Below are 17,830 nucleotides of genomic sequence, written 5' to 3' on the forward strand. Positions count from 1 at the left end.
ACCAGGGAGACGTGGGCATGGTGCTCAATCACGTCGCTCACCCAGATCTATTTGGCGCGGCTTACCGTACCCAGCGATTGGTGATATTCGGCAACACCCAACACCCACTCGCGCAACGGGCCACTCTCAAACTGCGTGATCTGCAGGGTCAGAGGTTCGTCATCCGAGAGGAAGGATCGACGACCAGACGCGTGTTTGAACAAGAACTAAAGGAGCGAGGCGTCGAGGTGCAGGTGGCTCTGGAGATGGGCAGCCGCGAGTCCGTTCGAGAGGCGGTGGCGGAGGGGCTGGGCCTAGGCGTCGTGGCGGAAACAGCCTACAGGCCGGATCCTCGCCTTGTTAAGTTAACTATTTCAGACACCAGCATGGCGACACAGGTGCACTTCATCTGTAGAAAGGAGCGGCATCAAGCTCCACTGATCTCGATCTTCCTGGGTTTGGCGCATAGCGTAAGTCAGAAAATTGCCTAGGTATGGAACTTGGATTCCATGCAGCCGTGGGGCATGGTCCGTGCATCCACCTCTGCATCCAGCTTCGCGCCATCCTTCTCCACAAACAAAACATTCTTGGCCGCTGGGTTCATCACTGGATCTGTTGAAAGCGCTTGCTGATGCTTGAGTAGCTCGTTCAACGACTTCCTAATATTTGATACAGCAGGTTCTGGCTGGATTCGCCCCAGGTACACGTCTACACGCCTCACCGCCTCCTTGGGCGTATTTAGTACCACCTTAGCGGGTATGCGCAGCACCTTATAGCCCTTCGCCACCATAGCTGCATCGCGCACTCTGTCGCGCTCCACCGCCTCGGGAGATGAATGCCAAGCGGCACCGTCGATCTCAATGATGAAAGTCCGGTTGGCAACGAAGTCCAAGCGATAGTTATCGACCTTCACTTGCATGTCTAAACGGATGTCGGCGTGCGCGATTCCACCTACGTGCTTGACGGCCTGCTGTACCACGAGTCCGACCTGCGCATCGAGGAACATTACACGGACACGGCGGGCTTCACCGATCACGTCTTTGCCTTGATGCACCTGCTGGGCTTCCGCTTCGCACCGCGCATCCGAGACCTGGGCGACACCAAGCTCTACACCCCGAAAGGCGAAGCCGCCTATGACGCGCTGAAACCGATGATCGGCGGCACTCTCAACATCAAGCACGTCCGCGCCCATTGGGACGAAATTCTGCGCCTGGCCACCTCGATCAAGCAAGGCACGGTGACGGCCTCGCTGATGCTTAGGAAACTCGGCAGCTATCCGCGCCAAAACGGCCTGGCTGTCGCCCTGCGTGAGCTGGGGCGCATCGAGCGGACGTTGTTCATCCTGGGCTGGTTGCAAAGCGTTGAGCTGCGCCGCCGCGTCCATGCCGGGCTGAATAAAGGCGAAGCACGCAATGCACTGGCCCGCGCCGTGTTCTTCAACCGGCTGGGCGAAATCCGCGACAGCAGCTTTGAGCAGCAGCGCTACCGGGCCAGCGGCCTCAATCTGGTGACGGCGGCTGTCGTGCTGTGGAACACGGTCTACCTGGAGCGCGCAGCGCATGCGTTGCGTAGCAACGGCCATGCCGTCGATGAAACGCTATTGCAGTACCTGTCGCCGTTGGGCTGGGAACACATCAATCTGACCGGCGATTACCTCTGGCGCAGCAGCGCCAAGATCGGCGCGGGCAAGTTCAGGCCGTTGCGACCTCTGCAATCGGCTTAACGTGCTTTATTCTCCGTTTTCTGAGACGACCCCATCCAAGGCCGACCGATCCCTGCCCGGGGGCCAGGTGTGACTTCCAACGATCAACCCGACTGGCGCCGCACTTAAACGGCAGGTTTCCAGGTTGCCCTCGACTGCCGCACAAAACTGCGGACGACTGTTTGCTTTACCCCTCGGCACGCAACTGTCCAATGTGTTACGTTATAAGGTTATGGCAAAAAAACCAAAAGACATAACGCCACGATTCGGGATCGGGGAGTGGTTCGGCTTCAATCTGACGCAGCTTTCCGGGGAGGAACGCCGCCAGCTTGCCGCCGAAGTCCTCAAGCCGAAGAAAGAGCGAACCCCACAACCCTGCCCCTTTCAGGCGCGCAAAACAGGCGCTGTCTGCTCCAAGGATGGCGGGGTGTGTTCGCTCCGGCTCTACTCCTACAACACACACCCAGACAACGGCCGGGCGGTCGGTGTCCCTGTTGAGGGCAAGCAAGGCGACCTCCGCGCCACCTGCCCCTATCGCTTCCACGATGAACTCGACGTGTTCAAGTGGGTAGGCGAAACCATCCTTGGCGACCCTGACCCGCTGCTGGTCGGTGAAGTCGGCTTCCTCGAAGCCGGGGCATCGACCGACAGCGAAGGCGGCGATGACGTGGGCCGAATCGACATGGTTCTGGTCAGCTCCAAGACGCCCAAGGAAGCCCCGATGAATTGGGCTGCCCTTGAGATTCAGGCCGTCTATTTCAGCGGTAACGCCATGAAGGGCGAGTTTGAAGCCTTCAACGACGACGCCGTGGATTGGGTCATTTTCCCGGCCGGTCGTCGTCGCCCGGACTACCGCAGCAGCGGCCCCAAGCGCTTGATGCCGCAGCTTCAAATCAAAGTCCCCACGCTGCGCCGTTGGGGCAAGAAGATGGCCGTGGTCGTTGATCGCGCCTTCTTCGATTCCATCGGTGAGATGGACAACGTGGCCGACATATCCAATGCTGACATTGCATGGTTTATCGTCCGCTTTGAAGAGGTCGAAGGCCAGAAGCGCACGCGCATCGTGCGGGATGAAGTCCGCTACACCACGCTTGAGCGCTCGGTGGAAGGGCTGACGGGTGGCAAGCCGGTTCCTCTGCCGGTGTTTGAGACTCGCATCACTGACAAGATCGTTCACCCGGTGCCCATCACTGAGCCGGTCGAGGACGGTCTGCCGCTTGAGAACGGCAACGGCTCCGACGCCGCAAAATGACCACAAGTTGCTTGTTTGACAAGACCGTGAACATTCACGGGTCTTGACGCGCCTATACGTCCTTGTTACGCTCCGTGAATGTTCACGGAGAAAATAACAATGACAACCGACGCCACTGCATTACAACGGCAGAACCGCCGCATCGAACGCCTGAAAGAGCAAGGCGTCACCCGCGCCACGGTACTGGTTCACAGCGAATGCAAACCGGCCCTTGAAGGGCTGCGGCATCACTTCGTTGACCCCGACAAAGCGCAGGCGCTGGCCTCACTGGTTGAACAACTCCACGACAAGAAAGCCCCGACGAACGTTGCGCAGGTTCGCCAGCTCAGTCCGTTCCGCTATCCGGGCGGCAAGACGTGGCTTGTCCCAGAGGTGCGCAAGTGGCTGACGGCATCCAAGATCACGCCATCGGTGTTTGTGGAACCCTTCGCGGGTGGAGCAATGGCGGGCCTGTCGGCCGCCGCTGAGGGTTTGGCCGAACACGTCTTTCTGGGCGAACTGGACGACGATGTGGCCGCTGTCTGGCAAACCATCTTCCACGGCAAGCCCGCTGACGTGAAGTGGCTTTGCAAGCAGATCATCGACTTCGATGTGAACCTTGAGAACGTCCGGGAGATCCTCGACGGCAACCCCAAGAGCATTCGCGGCCGGGCCTTCCGAACCATCGTCAAAAACCGGATGCAGCGCGGCGGCATCATGGCCGCAGGCGCTGGCCTCGTTAAGACCGGAGAGGCCGGGCGCGGCCTCAATTCGCGCTGGTATCCCGAAACGCTGGCCCGTCGCATCGAAGCCTTGCAGGCCATGCGCGATCGGATCACCTTCGAGCAGGCCGACGCCTTCGAGGTGGTGCAGCGCTACGCTGATGATGCCAATGCGTTCTTCTTCGTTGATCCGCCGTACACCGCAGGCGGCAAGAAGGCCGGGGCACGGCTCTACACCCACAACGAAATCGACCATGAAGGGCTGTTCGCGCTCATGGCCTCGGTGCGTGGTTCAGTGATGCTGACCTATGACGACGCGCCCGAAGTGCGCTCGATGGCAGAGCGTCACGGCTTCCGCGTTGAGCCGGTGCCGATGAAGAACACCCACCATGAAGTCATCCGCGAGCTGTTGATCTTGAAGCCCTAGTTGTAGCGAATGGTGTGCAGTCGCGCCGAGCGATGTTCAGTCTGATTCAGCGATGGAAATCACACCAGGTCTGCCGAAGATCCACCCGCGCCCTGTGGGCGGCTTGTGGACAAATCGGCTCACCGTGACACTTGGGGGGCGTTCATTGACACTTGGGGGGCAGAGTACCCCGGCGCACTGCAGACACTTGAGGGGCAAACGTCGGTTTTCAGCCTGGCCAGGCGTGGCCAAGTGCCTGCAAGCGCTCGCCGCGGTCAAGTTATGCACAGGAACTGTGCATAAGCCTGTGGAAAAGCCCGATTTCTATAGACACTTGAGGGGCGCAACCCTAGACACTTGGGGGGCGGCTTCGTTGACACTTGTGGGGCCAACTACAGACATTTGAGGGGCGCACCCTAGACACTTGAGGGGCAGCGGTTTTGCTTTTTTCTTGGCGTATCAACGACTTACGGCATGTTTTCCGATGCGCTAACCGCTTTATAACCACTTTTTAAACCAAATTTTATAAACCGTAGTTATTAACCTGCGTGCTTAAAAAGCACGCGCCGAAGGGGGGAGACCCCCCTTCTCGATCCCACCCGGCCGCAAGCGGCCTCCCATCCCCCCAGGGGCTGCGCCCCTCGGCCTTCGGCCTCACCTGCATTCGAGCTGCGCCTAACGGCGCAGAGGGCTACCAAACAGGCGCAAGCGCCTGCAACAGCCCTAATTTCGTCTCTAGGTCGCTGCGCTATGCCCAAAGGGGCTGCGCCCCTCTGGACTCCTGCAACTCTCCATGCAGCTCAACCATCGCGGCCACGATGGAAGGACCGCGCAGCGCAACGGCCGCAAGGTTTTACTCCAAGGGGAAAAGGGCCGGCGACCGTTAGTCGGATTGCTGGGAGAAGTGGCCCCTCAAGTGTCAAAGAAACGCGGGTACGGGTTGACGGAATAGGGCATTTTGCCCTATAATTGATGGCAAGGCCGGGCGCTTCGCCCAGGTCAACAACCGGAGCATTTCCGATGAGCAAGACTTTGAAAGTGGCCGCCTTTCGTGCCGAAGCCGATCACCTGTTTCGACTGGCGAACGTCGATTACCACGCCTGCGTCGGTGCCCACGAGCTGGACAACTGGCGAGCCGTCGCCGGCCGCGTGCTGGCCGAGGTCGAGCACTGCGAATGCAAGCGCGCCACGCCCTACGACCTGGAGCAGTTCCGCAAGGCTGTCGAGGCCGTGAAGGAACGCATCACTCAGGCCGTCGAGCGCGGCCAAGCCAAAGCGGCCAACGATTCCCGCTTTAGCGGCTAAAAAGTTTAGCTAAATTGCTGTAACTTAGGGCATTTTGCCCTATAATTCATTTTGAAGGCCGGGCATTTCGCCCAGGTCAACAACCGGAGAACTCCGATGAACGACACCCAAGCAAACCAACCCGTCACCGCGTCCCTGGTCGCCAGTAATCGCCGGCTTACCTTCCTACCTACTTACTTCGGACCGCGCCTGATGATGCGCGGCGAATCGCTGGTGTATGCCTGGCTGCGCCGGCTCAGTGAAGACTACAACGGCGGGTTCTGGAACTACTACGAACTGAGCAACGGCGGGTTCTATCTCGCGCCCGAGCTGACTGGCCGGCTGTGCCTGGAGGTCGACGGGAACGGGTACAGCGGCGAGCTGTCGGCCGATGCGGCCGGCATCGTCGCAACCCTGTTCACCTTGGGCCAGCTTGCCGCTGACAACCAGGGCACGGACGTGGCGGATGTGCTGATCGACCGCTACCACTTCCTGCGCGACTTCGCACGCGACCACGCCGAGGCCGCAGAAATCTTCCGAGCGATCGACTAAAGGGGGCCGGCTCCAGCCGAAAGGCTGGGGCCACCTGGAGCGCGATCATGGATCATGAAGACAGAACCGACCGGCGCAATGCGGCCATCGAGCCCGGCCGCCTTCTCGCGGATGGGGACGTGGGCGCAGCCGAGCGCTGCCATGCGTGCGGCGAGCTGCTGCACCCTTACCCCGAGCCCGAATACTGGATGCAATACCCCCTGCCGGGCTGCTGCGTGGTGGACGGCCTGCGTTTCTGCGACGACGACCGAAAACCGGAGTGCATCGACTCGCACCTGGTCAAGCATCCGACGCCGGCAGCGCCGGCCGCCGTGAAGACCAAGAAGCGCGCCAAGAAGGCCGGGGGCGTCGAGGAGCGACTACGCGAGCGCGACGAGGCGGCGGCGGACCTGGCGGCCGAGCTGCCCGAAGAGCGGGCCGGCCTGCTGGCGGTCGCGGCCGAGGCCGTGGCCGCTTGTCACGCGGCCGTGCTGGCCAGCGACGGCGCTGCCGCCGAAGCAGCCGCGAATCGTTACGACGCGAGCATTTGGAAGCTCAACGGCGGCACGTACCAAGGCTGCAAGGATGGCGGGAACCCCGAGGCGGCCGGCACGTTGATCGAGCTACATTGCAGCGCCGCGCCTGGCGTGGTGCCGATGTGGGGCCAGTCGGGGGAATTCCTGATGGAGTCGGCCGGCGTGCGCTGCCTGGTGGAAGTCGGTGATGGCTTTGGTTCGCTGCTGGATCGGCATTTCGCGTTCCATGTCGTTGACCTGGACGGGCCATTTATCTCAGAGACGGGCTACCGTTCGCATTTCGAGACGGCACAGGGCGGGATGACCGTTGACCAGGTGGCCGCCGCCGTGTTCGCCGGCTATCTCAAAGCGCATCGTCGCTACCTGACAGCCGAAGCGCAAAACAGGCATGCCGCCAAGCCGGTGCGCCCCTGGCTGGCTGGCATGGCGCAACCGCCCAGGCGGGCGCGGGCCATCGAGCCGGTGGGAGCCGATGACCTGGCCGAACCACTGCCGTCCGGGTTCGTGCTGGTGGATGCCGTCCTGACCAAGCACCAGGCATTCATCGTCAAGAAGTGGGCCGAAGCTGCGCGCCTGAAAGTCAAGGCGGCCAGGGGGGCCGCCAAGGCCGTGCCGGCCCGGATCGACGCCAAGGAAGAAGACGTAGCGCCCTCCCCTGCTGCCGAGAGCGACGACTACTACTACGAGGAACCCCCGGCGACAGAGGCGTTTTTCAAGGGCGTTCGGTGCCAGATCAAGAGCGTCCACCATCCTGTTTTCGCCAAGGACATAGGCAAAAAAGTGGTCGTGACCAGAGTTGCCGCAGACACCCGCCAGGTGTTCGCGCATGAGGATCGACCCGTAACGTACAAAATCAACCGGAATGGGCGGCGCGTGGTGGATTCAGACCCGCGCTGTATTGAGTCGATTTACAGCATGGATGCCTTGCGCATCCTATGACCAGGAGCAATGCAATGTCAGAGGCAAATATCAGGCTTGAATGCCTGCGGCCCGCAAACGACGGCTGGGAGCAGCCGACCGGCGAAGAGGTGCGCGAGGCGCTGAAAGCGGCGGGCTTCACGGGAGGCCAAGCCGCGAAAGCCCTCGGGCTGGGGGCAAAGGGCGATAGAACCGTACGCCGCTGGATCGGCGGGGATTCGGCCATCCCCTATGCCGCATGGGCCTTGCTGTGCGACTTCGGCAATTTGGGCCAAATCTGGAAGAAGGACTAGCTAGCCGCTTTAGCGGCTAAAGCCATGAATACCCCGGCTGCGCCGAATTTTTACGCCAAGGAAGAAGATTTTCACGGCAATTTAGCGAAAATATTTCGTTAAATCAGTTGACAGCTAGGGCATTTTGCCCTATCATGTTACTTAGAAGGCCGGGCATACCGCTCAGGTCAATAACCGGAGAACCATCCGATGAACAAGGCACCGATCATGCCGTGGGTCGATCAACTTGCAGGCGCACCCGCTACCGACTTTCCCGCTCGACGCGATCAAATCGCTGTAGTGATGGACGAAGCAGCGGCGTTGACAGAGCAAGCAACGGGGTTGCTGAACAAGGCGGCCGAGCTGCGCGCCAAGGCGTACTACGCAGCGTTGAGCCTGGAGGGCGACGCCAAGGGGAAATGGGGTTATGAGGAAGTAGAGCAGGCGAAGCGCCGAGCTGATTGGTAGGAGGAACGCCCCGGAGTGATCCGGGGCATTCGGCCCTGGTGCTGTCACACCAAAGGCCCAACCATAGGCGCGGTTGCACCCTGCATTGGATAGGCAATGCGAAAAGGGGTCAAGCGATGACGAACATCATCAAGTTTCCAGGCAAGGCCGAGGCACCCGCCGAGGTCGCACCGGAGCCGGCAGCGCAGGAGAAGCCAGCGCCTGCCGCGCCGCGCCGGGGCCTGTTCGCGCCCGTGGTCAAGGCCGTCTGGGTTGTCGTCGTCCTGGTGTGGCCGCTGCTGAAATGGATCGTCTCGATTGACGTGTTTTTTCAGTTCATCCGCATGGTCTACCACTGGAACACGCCGGGCGTTTTCGCCGGCTGGACGTTCCTCGCGCACTTCGCTGTGCTGGTGGCCTTGACGTATTTCGTATCCATCTACAAGCCCAAAGGAATTTGACATGACGAAGATGCTGCGCCCTTATCCGCTTGGCTACGTGTGCCCGAACACGGGCCGGGTGGCGGTGCTGGTCCGGGCCTACGCCGATAGCGACCTGAACGGCGATGCACCGGCCTACTGGTACAGCCAGAAGTCGGAGGAATGGGGCCTTGATCCGTGGAAGCTGGTGGAAGGTGTTGATCCACACGCGGCCGGTGGGTCGTATGACATTTGTTTTGCCAACGGTTCGGTTTCGACAGTCGGGCCGTTGATGACGATCTTCCTGGGTGCCGCTGACGCGGCCCGGTTGAACGCCAAGGAGGAAGACGAGCGACGTGAGGCGCTGGCCGTGATTGCGGGCGACCTTGGGCTTGATGCATCGGCCTTGCGCATCGAAAGCCTCATCGAGAGCCGCCCGGCAGTGTTCTACGACATGCCGGACGGCACTACGCGCAGCGCGTGCAGTCTCGATTCCGAGTGCTGGCGGGAAGCGCTTGCCAGGGGTGCGGCAGTACGCGCAATCCGCCAGGCAAAGGCGCATTAACAGGTGACCCGTTTTTTCGGGCCGTTTTTCGTGCCAAAGAAAATTTTAGCGGCTAAAACGCTTGACTCAAGGACAAAGTTTAGCTAAACTTTGTCTTATGGGTGCTGGCTGTCACCAGCTTTTTTTAACTAGGCGCGGAGTCAATGATATGGGTGCAATCCATGAAGAAACGGCTAACCGAAGCCCAGTTCCAGGCGTGCATAAAGGGCTTGGACGTGGGCCAGCAGACCATCGAAATAGCGCGGGGCGTGCTGGTTTTGGGCCAGCCGCAAGCGGTTTTCATCACGTCGCTGGGACTGACCAAAGGGGCAGTCTCGCAGGCCGTGAGCAGGGTGTGGACGGCGTTTTCGTCCAAGAACGTACCCCAGGGGTACGAGCGGGTTTCGGCAGTGCTGCCGGAGCATCAGGCGTTCATCGTCAAGAAGTGGGCCGAGGACGCGGCGACAAAGAAGAAGGAACCCAAGAAATGAAAACCCTGGTCGTCGCTCAACAGAAAGGCGGAGTCGGGAAGACTTCGAGTGTTGTTCACCTGGCGTTCGACTTCCTGGAGCGTGGCCTTCGCGTTGCCGTAATCGACCTGGACACGCAAGCCAATGCCTCCTTCACCCTGGCGCAGTACAAGATCGAGGCTCGGGCGAGCGGTTTCTTTGGTCCGGTGCCGGCCGATGGCTGGCGAGGCGCAGCCGCGGCCGATAGCGACGGCGCACGCCTGGCCCTGATCGAAGCAGATCCCGAGCTGGCCAATGCCGTTTTTCTGCCGCTGGACAAGGCCAAGCAGAACCTGAAAGCCAACCTCAAGGCGCTGGCTGGCCAAGGGTTCGACGTGTGCCTGATCGACACGGCACCCGGCCTTGGCGTTGCCCTGGTGGCCGCGCTCTACGCAGCCGATTGCGTGCTGTCCCCTATCGAGCTGGAGGCGTACAGCATTCAGGGCATCAAGATGATGCTGACCACGATCATGAACGTCCGCAAGGAGAACGCCGGCCTGCAGTTCCTGGGCATGGTGCCGTCCAAGGTAGACGCGAGGAACCCGCGCCATGTGCGCCACCAGGTCGAGCTACAGGCGGCCTATCCGAAGCTGATGGCGCCGGCCAGCATCGGCCTGCGCAGCAGCATTGCCGACGCCCTGGCGTCCGGGGTGCCCGTCTGGAAGATCAGGAAGACCGCCGCCCGCAAGGCCACGCACGAAGTTCGCGCTTTGGCCGCCTATGTTTTTGAAAAGATGGAGATCGCGCAATGAGCACCGCCGCAAACAAGAAGATTGCCCCCAAGTCGAAGACGCCTGCAAAGGCCGCTCCCGAGGCCGAGGCGAAGCCGCAAGCCGGTGGGCTGGGCCTGGAGGGCATGGGCGACCTGTCGGCGCTCCTGGCCGGCCCTACGGCCGCCGCGAACGGTGGCGGGCCGCTGGACCTGGACATGGGCCTGATTGATGAAGACCCGCACCAGCCGCGCACAGAGGACAACCCCGGTTTCTCCGACGAGAGCCTGGACGAGCTGGCCGCCTCGATCCGCCTCCGTGGCGTCAAGACCCCCATTTCCGTGCGCGACAACCCGGATGCGCCTGGTCGCTACCTCATCAACCACGGCGCGCGTCGCTTCCGTGGCTCGAAGCGAGCCGACAAGGCCACGATCCCCGGCTTCATCGACAACGACTACAACGAGGCCGACCAGGTGGTGGAGAACCTGCAGCGCAATGAACTGACGGCCCGCGAGATTGCCGACTACATCGGCCGCGAGCTGGCGAAGGGAGTCAAGAAGGGCGAGATTGCCAAGGCCATCAGCAAGTCGCCCGCCTTCGTGACGCAGCATGCCGCGCTGCTGGACTTGCCTGATCCCATTGCCGAGGCGTTCAACTCGGGCCGCGTCAAGGACGTTACCGTGGTCAACGAGCTGGTGACGGCGTTCAAGAAGAAGCCGCAGGAGGTCACGGACTGGCTGGAAGATGAGAACCAGGAAATCACGCGGGGTTCGGTCAAGCTGCTGCGCGAGTTTCTGGACGACAAGCGCAAGCACGAGGACGACGACCGCGATCCGAATACGGTAGACGTACTCACCGGAAAGACGGACGCCGAAGCTGGCGACGGCGAGCAGGGTTCAGGTTCTGACTCCAAGAAGGAAGAGAAGGAGCCCGACCCCGACAAGCTGAAAAAGGCCATCGTCCAGGTGCAGCACAACGAACGCCCTGCCCGGCTGATCCTCAACCGTCGCCCACCGGCCGAGGGCTTCGCCTGGTTGAAGTACGAGGATGACGGCCAAGAGTTTGAAGCCAACTTGAGCAGCGTCACTCTGGTGGCCCTGCTGGAAGGCTAAACCAAGCCCTGATTCCCCCGCAGGGCCGCGCCCAGGCCCACGCCGCACCCCACAAGCCCGCCCGCTCCCGGCGGGTTTTTTTTCGTGCGCCCGGCACGGGCGCACTCTTGGAGGTGAAAGTCCTCCCGTAAGTTGATCACAGCGAACGAAGCGAAGCGCACGGGGTCGGCCAAGTTGAAAGTGGGCACAGGTGGCCTGCTGGAGATGGCGCTGACGAGACAGAACCTGCAAGCCGCATGGAAGCGGGTCAAGGCCAACAAAGGTGCAGCCGGGGTGGACGGGCTCGATATTGAGCAAACCGCCCAAGTGATACGCCAGAACTGGCCCGACATCCGTCAAGCGCTACTGGCAGGACGGTACCGGCCCAGTCCGGTGCGCAAAGTGATGATTCCCAAACCCGACGGGAGCCAGCGTGAGCTGGGCATTCCTACGGTGACAGATCGGCTGATCCAACAGGCACTGCTGCAAGTGCTGCAACCCCTGATTGATCCCACCTTCAGCAAGCACAGCCACGGGTTTCGTCCGGGCAGACGGGCACACGATGCGGTCAAGGCCGCGCGAAGCTACGTGCAATCGGGTAAACGCGTGGTGGTGGATGTGGACCTGGCGAAGTTTTTCGACCGGGTCAACCACGACATTCTGATCGACCGATTCAGAAAGCGCATCAATGATGCTGGAGTGATCAGGCTGATTCGGGCGTACCTGAACGCGGGAATCATGGCGGGCGGGGTGGTGAGTGAGCGCCATTTAGGCACGCCGCAAGGCGGGCCACTGAGCCCCTTGCTGGCCAACGTGTTGCTCGACGAGGTGGACAAGGCGTTGGAGGCGCGAGGCTACAGCTTTGCGCGCTATGCCGACGACTGCAACATCTATGTGGGCAGCAGACGAGCGGGCGAGCGGGTGATGGCGTTGCTCAGGACGTTGTATGCCAAACTCAAGCTTGAGATCAACGAAGCCAAAAGTGCGGTGACCAGCGCCTTTGGGCGCAAGTTCCTGGGCTACGCGCTGTGGGTGGCCAAGGGCCAGGAAGTCAAATGTGCAGTGGCCCACAAGGCGCTGGACAACTTCAAAGCCCGCATTCGGCAACTCACGCGTCGCTCGGGTGGGCGCAGCATGGGGCAAGTGGTAGAGAAACTGCGGCCCTACATCCTGGGCTGGAAGGTGTACTTCGGGCTGGCGCAAACGCCCAAGGTCTGGCGTAGGCTCGACGAGTGGTTGCGCCACCGATTGCGAGCCATTCAACTCAAGCACTGGAAGAAGCCAAAAGCGATCTACCGCGAACTCAAGGTGCTGGGGGCAACAGACGAAGTGGCGGCCAGGGTGGCAGGCAACTGTCACTGCTGGTGGCGCAACAGCGACGGGGTCATCAAGACGGTGCTCACCATTGCGTACTTCGACCGACTGGGAGTGCCGAGATTGTCATAACCTCAAACTCTCGAACCGCCCGGTGCGGACCCGCATGCCGGGTGGTGTGGCAGGGGCGCAGCCGATAATGGCTGCCCCCTATGCCGTTGTCCCACGGTTTTAGCCGCTAAAAAAAGTTTAGCTAAACGCTTGAGAGGTAAGAATAATAATAATAATATAATTCTTATTATCGTATTACTCAACCCGGAGCCGCGCACCATGGAACTTGCCAAAGACACCCGCGACCGCATCTTTGCCGCCGCTGATTCGCTCTACGAGCAGGCCGGCCGGGCCGCCTTTCCCACGGTCGATGCCGTGCGGAAGGTCGCCCGCGTCAACATGAACGACGCCAGCGCTGGCATGAAGGAATGGCGGCGTGCGCAGACCGCCCAGGCGGCCCCGGTGGCCGTCCAGGTGCCCGAGGCCGTTCAGCAGGCCAGCAGCGCCGCGCTGGCGTCCTTGTGGAAGGAGGCCCAGGAGCTGGCGAACGAGTCCCTTCGGGCTGCGCAAGCGGGCTGGGACGCGGAGCGCATCGAGGCCGAGACGCTGAACAAACAGATGGCCGACGCCTACGAGTCGCAGGCGGCCGAGCTGGAGGCGGCGCAGGGCCGCATTGCCGAGCTGGAGGCGGCGGCTCGCCAGGCGGCCGAGCTGGCCGAGGCGAGCCGGCAGCAGATCGAGGAAGGGCATACCGCCCTGCTGGGCATGCAGCAGCGGGCCGCCGTGGCCGAGGGCCGGGCCGAAGAAATTGAGCGTCGGGCGGGTGAGCTGCGCGCCGAACTCGATCACGCGCACGCCGAGGCCGAGACTGCCGCCGCCCAGGCCAAGGCCACGGCCGATAGCCTGCGCACCGAACGCGACAAGGTGCAGCAGCGCCAGGAGCTGGCCGAGGCCGAAGGCGTCAAGCTGGCCGACCAACTACGCCAGGCTCAGGTCCAGGTCGAGGCGTTGCGGAGCGAGCTGGCCGGCGTCAAGGCCCGTGCGGAGTCCCAGGCAGAGGCGCACCAGGAGCAGCGCAAGACGGCCGCCCAGGAAGCGGCGCGCATGGTCGAGCGCTTCACTGGTGCCCAGGCCGAGCGCGACCAGGCGCAGCGGGACGCGGCTGCGGCGCGGGAAGAGGCGGCAGGGCTGCGCGGCCAGCTCGAAGCCTTCAAGGAGCAGCACACGCAATTGATGGCCGCATTCCGAGACTCGGAAAAAGCCGATAAGGCCGTTTCACGTACCAAAAAGGACTGATATTTCGGGGGTTTTGCGCTAAAATGGCATGTTGTTTGGCAGCTACATCCGAGGGGCAAAAATCATGATCGCAGAGCAGGAACAGACCGAGCGCCGCGCCGTGGTGCAAAGCGCCCTTGCGAGCCAGCGCATCGAGGGCTTAGAGCCCGATGCGCAGGCCGTGGCCGACGCCGAGCGCTGGGCGCGTGGCGAGATGACCATCGGTGCCGCCGTGGACCAGTACAAGGCGCGCATGCGGCTAGAAATGGCATGAAATACGCCGGGGATCGCGGCGATCCTTACCTGGACAGCGAAACGGGTGTTCTCCGCAATCTCCTTGGAATCAAGGAACAGGGTGGACTCGATAAAGCCGAATCCACCCTTTCCTTTTTGCGGGCCAGCGAATTGCGCGAGCAGCCCGTTAAAGGCAAATTCGATTTAGCGCACCTGCAGCGAATTCACAAGCGCCTTTTTGGCGACGTGTACGACTGGGCGGGCCAAATCCGCCAGGTCGAAATCTCGAAAGGCAGCACCATGTTTGCCCGGCAGGTTGCGATCCAGAGCGCGGCGCAGCAGCTCTTTGGGCAGCTTGCCAAGGAACAGCTCTTGCGCGGCCTCGATGCCGACGAGTTCAGCAAGCGGGCCGGCCACTATCTCGGGGAAATCAACGTGCTTCATCCCTTCCGTGAAGGGAACGGCAGGACGCAGCGTGAGTTCATCGGGCAACTGGCCCAGCAGGCGGGCCACAGGATCGACTGGAGCGGGGTCAGTCAGGCCAGCATGACCCAGGCGTCAATCGAGGCCTACAACGGCGACTCAAGCGGTATGGCTGGCCTTATTCGCGCTGGCATGCCAGACCAGCTTTTTTTTAACCCATGAGTCTAGGAGTATTGGAATGAAACAGCGCCTTCTTGTGATGAACGGGCAGAGGCTCGTTCAGAGCGAGCATGGAGGACAGTGGGCCACGGATAAGGTCGAAAAAGCCGGCCCGATCAAGCCGGGGATTTACAACATCCACCTATCCACCAAGGCCGACAAGAGCCAGAGCCACGATGGAGTGATCGTCCATGCCGACAAAGATCATGTGTATCAACAGGTCGGCAAACAGTTCGTCCAGCATGACCGGACGAATTTCGATAAAGTACCTGAAATCGGGAGCAATTCCAGCATCAAATACGATGGTGACAAGGCGCAAGTCGCCCCGTCATCCATCAAGCTGGGGCGAGGGTTGTCCCGATGAAGCTTTAGCCGCTAAAAAGGAGCCAAGGCCATGAGCATTCCCAGGGAGCGACTGCAGCAGCAGACGCAGCAAACCGCCCGCGCCACGCTTGCCGGTGCCCGCCAGGCCGGCGCAGACGCAGAGGTTCAAGCCGACGCCCTGCAGGATCGCGCCCTGGAGGCCCAGGCCGAGCAAGCGGCCTTGCTTGAAGCCTCCCCCTTGGAGTCTCAATACAGCGCCGCTTTCGCGGCGCAGGTCGAGGCGAAGCACGACCAGGCGGAAAGGATCGAGGACCGGCTTGAAGACCTGATCGAGCGGCAAGAATCCCGGATGCAGCAGGCGCAGGCCAAGCAGCCGGGCATGCTTGCTTTGCCCTCGACCCGTGCCAAGTGGCAACAGCAGATGCAGCAGCAGCAAGCCACCTTGCAGCGCCTGCACGGACGGCTAGAAACCGTCCGTGAAATCAAGGAGGGCATGGGCATCCATTCCCCCCGCATCGAAGAGCTTGCCGCTCGAAAGCTGCGTGCTCAAGAGCCAGAGCTTGCCAGCGAATGGGCCGACATGCGCGAAGCGCAGCGCCGGCACGAAGCCCTGCAGCGCAAGGAAGAGCAGGAGAAAAAGCAGGCTCAGGACCGCGAGCGTCGAGAGCAGATCGAACGAACCGGCCGAGGCGTGCGGCTAGGGCTTTCGCAGGCGCGCTAGCTGCGCCGCATCCCCAAAAAAAGAAGCCCGGCGATGCCGGGCTTTTTTATGCGCGCCTGCAGGCGCTGCGCTATCGCAGCGCTACCCACAACGCAACCGCCGCCGCCGCGAGCGTGATGCACGATGCAAGCACGTTCAGCAGGCCGATCCGCCGCGCATCCTTGACCTGGCCAGCGACACGGCCCAAGGCTGCATCGACCTCGGCGCGCACCGTGGCTGCCGTGCTCTTGGCGTTCTCCTGCATGGCCTTGTCCATCGCCCCTTTGCTTGCGGTCAGTGCCGCATTCAGGATGCGCTCGGCCTTGTCTTTGGCGTCCGTCCCCCAGCGGAGCGCCAGGGCCTCCAGCTCTTCCTTGTACTGATCGAGCTGGGCCTGTTGCGCCTTGGAGCTGTCCTGCATCAGCCGGTTGTTGATCGTCTGCAGGACCAGGATCGGATCATCACGCGAGACGGCTATGCCGTGCTTCGCGGCAATCTCCTTGATGAGTTCCTCTACCTGGTCGGCCATCACAGCACCGCTGCGCTATCGAGCTGGCCGAAGAGCTGGCCCTTCACGATCTTGAGCCGCTGCCTGGTCATGATCGTGAGGGAGTCCATCGCCAGGGCTTCATCGAACGTCAAACGTTCCTGCAGCATGTCGCTCAGATCGCGGCCGTAGGTTTCTTCCTTGAGGGCTGGAATCGACACGATGGCCGAAACGCGGGCCTTGTTGGCCGTGTATGTTAGCGGCGCTCTAAACCCGCGTAAATCTGGTGTCGGCAAGCAGTCGGTGGCGGTCATCCGCGGCAGTCAGCTGACTGCTTTGAATTTCCTTTGAATCGAAGGGTGCCCGTTGCACAGGGCACAGACGTGTCCTGAGCGTGCCTGCTTTGGCCATGGCGAGCGGGCTTGAGCCAGCGCAGGGGTATGGCGCAGCGCTGGTGTTTTGCGTTACATATCGCCTACCTGTGTAAGAAGCAGGCGCGACAGTGACAGTCACTTTCCGGTAAACCCACTGTCGCGCCCCGAGACCCACCGCTTTGGAGGGCGCCGTTGCCGCTGTCAGTATTCACGAAGCGGGCGTGGCTGTCCAGCAGCGTGGGCCCACGCATGGGAATGGACCGCCCATGCCCACTGCCCAACACGCACCACCACAGCCGCCGTCACCACCGCCCAGACGTTTTCTGTGCGCCCTGTGTCGCAGCCCTGTGCTCATCTGCAGCCACTGCGACCGCGGCCAGCGCTACTGCAGCGCAGTCTGCTCACTCCAGGCCAGAAGTTGCGCCCAGCGCGCCGCTGCCAAACGCTACCAGGACAGCCGCAAGGGCCGCCACGCTCACGCCACACGCCAGGGGCAATGGCGCGCGCGCCAACAAATAGTGACGCATCAGGGTGGCCCACCACCGCCCTGCGCTGATGTACTCCCATCCAGCGACGCAACCGCTCTGAATCCAGACGCAAGCCAGCGCTGCAAGTGCCAGTTTTGCGGCCGTTCGGTCTCGGCTTTTGTGCGTCAGGACTTTCTGCGATGCCGCTTTCGCCATCCATCCCAACCTTCCGTATGGAGTACCGACTCACATGGCCATTTCACCTGAACTCAAGGCGCAGATCCTGCGCTACCACCACGCCGAGCGCTGGCCGGTGGGAACCATCTCGTCCCAGCTGGGCGTGCACCGCGAGACCGTCATGCGCGTGCTCACCCAGGCCGGCGCGGCCCCAATCGTGCCCGCACAACGCACTTCGGGCGTGACCCCCTACCTGCCCTTTATCCAGGAGACCTTGAAGCAGTTCCCCAACCTCACGGCCAGCCGGCTGCACACCATGGCCGCCGAGCGCGGTTACGAGGGGCGCCCCGACCACTTTCGCCACATCGTCGCCCGCCACCGTCCGCGCCCCCCAGCACAGGCCTACTTGCGCCTGCGCACCTTGCCCGGTGAACAGGGGCAATGCGACTGGGGCCACTTCGGCCACATCCAGATCGGGCAAGCC

Annotated in this window: 22 protein-coding genes and 2 pseudogenes; 21 read left to right on the plus strand and 3 right to left on the minus strand. The window is 61.9% G+C overall.

What is annotated here, in order from left to right; genetic code table 11:
* A partial coding sequence (locus AC0GNR_RS17680; protein WP_472902174.1) for a LysR substrate-binding domain-containing protein occupies positions 1–470 on the plus strand: 470 nt, incomplete at its 5' end.
* On the opposite strand, the gene AC0GNR_RS17685 is transcribed toward AC0GNR_RS17680, so the two are convergent.
* Entirely contained in the window at positions 467–898 is a 432-nt protein-coding gene (locus tag AC0GNR_RS17685) for a DUF559 domain-containing protein (protein WP_177172921.1), read from the minus strand. The two genes, AC0GNR_RS17680 and AC0GNR_RS17685, sit on opposite strands and share 4 nt — an antisense overlap.
* A 9-nt stretch (positions 899–907) precedes the next feature.
* Between AC0GNR_RS17685 and AC0GNR_RS17690 the strand changes: the two are divergent.
* The 19 genes and pseudogenes from AC0GNR_RS17690 to AC0GNR_RS17780 all read left to right on the plus strand — a co-directional run.
* Positions 908–1,702, plus strand: a pseudogene (locus AC0GNR_RS17690) (Tn3 family transposase); the annotation flags it as partial.
* Positions 1,703–1,913: 211 nt separating this feature from the next.
* On the plus strand, positions 1,914–2,933 hold the full coding sequence (locus AC0GNR_RS17695) for a NotI family restriction endonuclease (protein WP_172685325.1): 1,020 nt from the start codon (positions 1,914–1,916) through the stop codon (positions 2,931–2,933).
* A gap of 99 nt (positions 2,934–3,032) precedes the next feature.
* A complete protein-coding gene (locus AC0GNR_RS17700; protein WP_162572157.1) occupies positions 3,033–4,061 on the plus strand; it encodes a DNA adenine methylase in 1,029 nt (342 codons plus the stop codon).
* Between the two features lie 999 nt (positions 4,062–5,060).
* Positions 5,061–5,345 (plus strand): hypothetical protein, encoded by a 285-nt coding sequence (locus tag AC0GNR_RS17705; RefSeq protein WP_015063519.1) that lies wholly within the window; start codon positions 5,061–5,063, stop codon positions 5,343–5,345.
* A 96-nt stretch (positions 5,346–5,441) separates the two neighbouring features.
* Entirely contained in the window at positions 5,442–5,876 is a 435-nt protein-coding gene (locus AC0GNR_RS17710) for an antirestriction protein (protein WP_011171688.1), read from the plus strand.
* A 47-nt stretch (positions 5,877–5,923) separates the two neighbouring features.
* A complete protein-coding gene (locus tag AC0GNR_RS17715; RefSeq protein WP_472902175.1) occupies positions 5,924–7,330 on the plus strand; it encodes a klcB in 1,407 nt (468 codons plus the stop codon).
* 14 nt (positions 7,331–7,344) lie between these two features.
* Positions 7,345–7,602, plus strand: a complete 258-nt coding sequence (locus AC0GNR_RS17720; protein ID WP_011171686.1) for a helix-turn-helix domain-containing protein — start codon at positions 7,345–7,347, stop codon at positions 7,600–7,602.
* Positions 7,603–7,791: 189 nt separating this feature from the next.
* Positions 7,792–8,049, plus strand: coding sequence for a stable inheritance protein KleA (kleA, locus tag AC0GNR_RS17725; protein ID WP_011171685.1), 258 nt, complete (start codon positions 7,792–7,794; stop codon positions 8,047–8,049).
* A gap of 116 nt (positions 8,050–8,165) precedes the next feature.
* Positions 8,166–8,489 (plus strand): KleE stable inheritance protein, encoded by a 324-nt coding sequence (kleE, locus tag AC0GNR_RS17730; RefSeq protein ID WP_075122821.1) that lies wholly within the window; start codon positions 8,166–8,168, stop codon positions 8,487–8,489.
* 1 nt (position 8,490) lies between these two features.
* Positions 8,491–9,012, plus strand: a complete 522-nt coding sequence (locus AC0GNR_RS17735) for a DUF2761 domain-containing protein (protein WP_162572163.1) — start codon at positions 8,491–8,493, stop codon at positions 9,010–9,012.
* A gap of 161 nt (positions 9,013–9,173) precedes the next feature.
* Entirely contained in the window at positions 9,174–9,482 is a 309-nt protein-coding gene (locus tag AC0GNR_RS17740) for a transcriptional regulator KorA (protein WP_015063537.1), read from the plus strand.
* Positions 9,479–10,252, plus strand: coding sequence for a ParA family protein (locus AC0GNR_RS17745; RefSeq protein ID WP_162572150.1), 774 nt, complete (start codon positions 9,479–9,481; stop codon positions 10,250–10,252). Before AC0GNR_RS17740 ends, AC0GNR_RS17745 begins: the two co-directional genes overlap by 4 nt.
* Positions 10,249–11,322, plus strand: a complete 1,074-nt coding sequence (locus tag AC0GNR_RS17750; RefSeq protein ID WP_011171679.1) for a transcriptional repressor gene korB — start codon at positions 10,249–10,251, stop codon at positions 11,320–11,322. Before AC0GNR_RS17745 ends, AC0GNR_RS17750 begins: the two co-directional genes overlap by 4 nt.
* Positions 11,323–11,457: 135 nt before the next feature.
* The gene (gene ltrA, locus AC0GNR_RS17755) at positions 11,458–12,747 is read left to right on the plus strand and encodes a group II intron reverse transcriptase/maturase (protein ID WP_472902179.1); all 1,290 of its coding nucleotides are present in this window, start codon (positions 11,458–11,460) and stop codon (positions 12,745–12,747) included.
* A 129-nt stretch (positions 12,748–12,876) separates the two neighbouring features.
* A complete protein-coding gene (locus AC0GNR_RS17760; protein WP_472902176.1) occupies positions 12,877–13,962 on the plus strand; it encodes a DNA-binding protein in 1,086 nt (361 codons plus the stop codon).
* 64 nt (positions 13,963–14,026) lie between these two features.
* Positions 14,027–14,215 (plus strand): antitoxin VbhA family protein, encoded by a 189-nt coding sequence (locus AC0GNR_RS17765; protein WP_011171677.1) that lies wholly within the window; start codon positions 14,027–14,029, stop codon positions 14,213–14,215.
* Positions 14,212–14,820, plus strand: coding sequence for a Fic/DOC family protein (locus AC0GNR_RS17770; RefSeq protein WP_011171676.1), 609 nt, complete (start codon positions 14,212–14,214; stop codon positions 14,818–14,820). The genes AC0GNR_RS17765 and AC0GNR_RS17770 overlap by 4 nt, the downstream gene beginning before the upstream one ends.
* Before the next feature lie 16 nt (positions 14,821–14,836).
* The gene (locus tag AC0GNR_RS17775; protein ID WP_472902177.1) at positions 14,837–15,181 is read left to right on the plus strand and encodes a KfrB domain-containing protein; all 345 of its coding nucleotides are present in this window, start codon (positions 14,837–14,839) and stop codon (positions 15,179–15,181) included.
* Positions 15,182–15,211: 30 nt separating this feature from the next.
* A complete protein-coding gene (locus tag AC0GNR_RS17780; protein ID WP_220812009.1) occupies positions 15,212–15,862 on the plus strand; it encodes an IncP plasmid survival protein KfrC family protein in 651 nt (216 codons plus the stop codon).
* A 70-nt stretch (positions 15,863–15,932) separates the two neighbouring features.
* Here the strand turns inward: AC0GNR_RS17780 and AC0GNR_RS17785 are convergent, their stop codons facing one another.
* Both AC0GNR_RS17785 and AC0GNR_RS17790 read right to left on the minus strand, forming a co-directional pair.
* Positions 15,933–16,370, minus strand: a complete 438-nt coding sequence (locus tag AC0GNR_RS17785; RefSeq protein ID WP_011171734.1) for a conjugal transfer protein TraM — start codon at positions 16,368–16,370, stop codon at positions 15,933–15,935.
* Entirely contained in the window at positions 16,370–16,642 is a 273-nt protein-coding gene (locus AC0GNR_RS17790) for a hypothetical protein (RefSeq protein WP_472902178.1), read from the minus strand. The genes AC0GNR_RS17785 and AC0GNR_RS17790 overlap by 1 nt, the downstream gene beginning before the upstream one ends.
* Before the next feature lie 777 nt (positions 16,643–17,419).
* Between AC0GNR_RS17790 and AC0GNR_RS17795 the strand changes: the two are divergent.
* Positions 17,420–17,830, plus strand: a pseudogene (locus AC0GNR_RS17795) (IS21 family transposase); the annotation flags it as partial.

The organism is Hydrogenophaga sp. LT287, from assembly GCF_055702805.1.

Bases quoted from the DNA above. Each gene is read 5' to 3' on its own strand.
- AC0GNR_RS17685 (WP_177172921.1), bottom strand. From the start codon at position 898: ATGCAAGTGAAGGTCGATAACTATCGCTTGGACTTCGTTGCCAACCGG.
- AC0GNR_RS17695 (WP_172685325.1), top strand. From the start codon at position 1,914: ATGGCAAAAAAACCAAAAGACATAACGCCACGATTCGGGATCGGGGAG.
- AC0GNR_RS17700 (WP_162572157.1), top strand. From the start codon at position 3,033: ATGACAACCGACGCCACTGCATTACAACGGCAGAACCGCCGCATCGAA.
- AC0GNR_RS17705 (WP_015063519.1), top strand. From the start codon at position 5,061: ATGAGCAAGACTTTGAAAGTGGCCGCCTTTCGTGCCGAAGCCGATCAC.
- AC0GNR_RS17710 (WP_011171688.1), top strand. From the start codon at position 5,442: ATGAACGACACCCAAGCAAACCAACCCGTCACCGCGTCCCTGGTCGCC.
- AC0GNR_RS17715 (WP_472902175.1), top strand. From the start codon at position 5,924: ATGGATCATGAAGACAGAACCGACCGGCGCAATGCGGCCATCGAGCCC.
- AC0GNR_RS17720 (WP_011171686.1), top strand. From the start codon at position 7,345: ATGTCAGAGGCAAATATCAGGCTTGAATGCCTGCGGCCCGCAAACGAC.
- kleA (WP_011171685.1), top strand. From the start codon at position 7,792: ATGAACAAGGCACCGATCATGCCGTGGGTCGATCAACTTGCAGGCGCA.
- kleE (WP_075122821.1), top strand. From the start codon at position 8,166: ATGACGAACATCATCAAGTTTCCAGGCAAGGCCGAGGCACCCGCCGAG.
- AC0GNR_RS17735 (WP_162572163.1), top strand. From the start codon at position 8,491: ATGACGAAGATGCTGCGCCCTTATCCGCTTGGCTACGTGTGCCCGAAC.
- AC0GNR_RS17740 (WP_015063537.1), top strand. From the start codon at position 9,174: ATGAAGAAACGGCTAACCGAAGCCCAGTTCCAGGCGTGCATAAAGGGC.
- AC0GNR_RS17745 (WP_162572150.1), top strand. From the start codon at position 9,479: ATGAAAACCCTGGTCGTCGCTCAACAGAAAGGCGGAGTCGGGAAGACT.
- AC0GNR_RS17750 (WP_011171679.1), top strand. From the start codon at position 10,249: ATGAGCACCGCCGCAAACAAGAAGATTGCCCCCAAGTCGAAGACGCCT.
- AC0GNR_RS17765 (WP_011171677.1), top strand. From the start codon at position 14,027: ATGATCGCAGAGCAGGAACAGACCGAGCGCCGCGCCGTGGTGCAAAGC.
- AC0GNR_RS17770 (WP_011171676.1), top strand. From the start codon at position 14,212: ATGAAATACGCCGGGGATCGCGGCGATCCTTACCTGGACAGCGAAACG.
- AC0GNR_RS17775 (WP_472902177.1), top strand. From the start codon at position 14,837: ATGAAACAGCGCCTTCTTGTGATGAACGGGCAGAGGCTCGTTCAGAGC.
- AC0GNR_RS17780 (WP_220812009.1), top strand. From the start codon at position 15,212: ATGAGCATTCCCAGGGAGCGACTGCAGCAGCAGACGCAGCAAACCGCC.
- AC0GNR_RS17785 (WP_011171734.1), bottom strand. From the start codon at position 16,370: ATGGCCGACCAGGTAGAGGAACTCATCAAGGAGATTGCCGCGAAGCAC.
- AC0GNR_RS17790 (WP_472902178.1), bottom strand. From the start codon at position 16,642: ATGACCGCCACCGACTGCTTGCCGACACCAGATTTACGCGGGTTTAGA.